Genomic DNA, 1,490 nt, shown 5'->3' with positions numbered 1-1,490 from the left:
TGGTTTTATCATTTGGTATTAAAATGTTTGACCCGATAGACAGTATTAAGTTCCGGGCCATAAGCCACCGGATACGCACCAGGATAACCACTATTGAGAAGACGTTTTAATTCATTGTACGTTCAATCTAAAAAGATCAGAGAGTTGCATGACTTCATTTATTCATTAATCAAGCCCGGAGTTTCGAATGTGTCATCTTTTTATCACCTTTCATGGCTTCCTTGAGGAAAGTCGGCCATTGTGATTGATCCAGTTTAACCGATGGATTCAGCGGTTCAATCAACTTTTTACCTCTGGCTACGTATTCCTTTTTCTGCGTTTCTGAGAGATCTTCATTGGGATATAAATTGGCTTCCCTATCAATTTCCCAGCAGAAATCACTATAAAAATCCTGAGGATGAGACAATCTACCGATAATCATCGGAATAATACATTGGCCGACAATGCCTGCATCGTTTTCACTCAGCAACTTACGCCAGGTTTTTCCCGCAGACCTGTTCAATTGCACCAGAATATTTGACAAGTGATGTTTGAATAGCTCTCTATCATAATCATGCAGATGTATCCTCCACTTTCGCCTATGGGTTTCAAGATCATCAAGGTTAAATGCAAATTGGCCCAAGGCTATTCTGGTATCTCGCAGATAATCGAGCCTATTATTGACCGACGTCTCATACTTCTGCCAGTCTTCTATCTTTTTGTCTTGTTGTTCCTGCGGATATGTGGAAATAGAGCTTTCAAAGCACGCTTTCTTCTGCTGAAAATCCTGTTTTTCCTTAATGTACTCATTTTGGAAGGCCATTTTAATCTTTCTCACAACATCAGCAACGGCAACGATTAAATGGATATCAGTATTTCTTAACATGCTGGCTCGTAATGCATGATAAAAATCATGCGCTATAAACTCGAGAATCAATCGAACAGATAAGTGGTCAGCCGTTTTTGGCAAAGGATGGCCGGGAAAAGGAATCTCCATGTCTCTGTGGCCTTTCAGGCTACCGGCTCTAATATCTTCAGGTGTACTGATCCCGATCACTGGATTGATTTTATGGGCTTCTTTCAGGCAAAAACTATCAATGAAGGCCTGTCGCAACGTCATGGACGGGCATATTACGCCGCCGAAGGCAGAAAATAAAACAAAGAAGTCATTGCTTAACAGGGCTTTTCTCATCGTGAGCTGCCCTTCGTTTTTGTCTAAAGAAGCTGGGTAGTTACAGATCCAGAAACCGGCCTCAACCTGAGGTGCATTTTTAAGCAAACGCTCCATTTTCTTGATGATGGCATTGACATCGAAAGAACAACCGTTAAAAAACATCTCTGACCTTGTCAGTGAACACGCTATGAAGTCCCAGGCGTATTTATTAACTTCTCCATTATCATCAAACAGTTTGTGATGCACAATTCTAAATGAATTTATATCCTGGACACCTTCCAAGTAAACGCCCTGCAGGGTAACCAGGGTTGCAAATTCATTGCGGCTGATTTTCTTT

At 41.2% G+C, this 1,490-nt stretch carries 1 protein-coding gene; it reads right to left on the bottom strand.

Annotated elements, in window-relative coordinates:
- Positions 1-169: 169 nt before the first annotated feature.
- The coding region (locus tag KDK17_RS03120; protein ID WP_257287323.1) for a hypothetical protein at positions 170-1,490 on the bottom strand (1,321 nt) is incomplete at its 5' end.

The sequence above is a fragment of the Endozoicomonas sp. SESOKO2 genome, assembly GCF_024606245.1.
GTDB lineage: Bacteria > Pseudomonadota > Gammaproteobacteria > Pseudomonadales > Endozoicomonadaceae > Endozoicomonas_A.
Note: the sequence above shows the minus strand (reverse complement) of the source record. Positions and strands in the feature narration are given on the sequence as shown.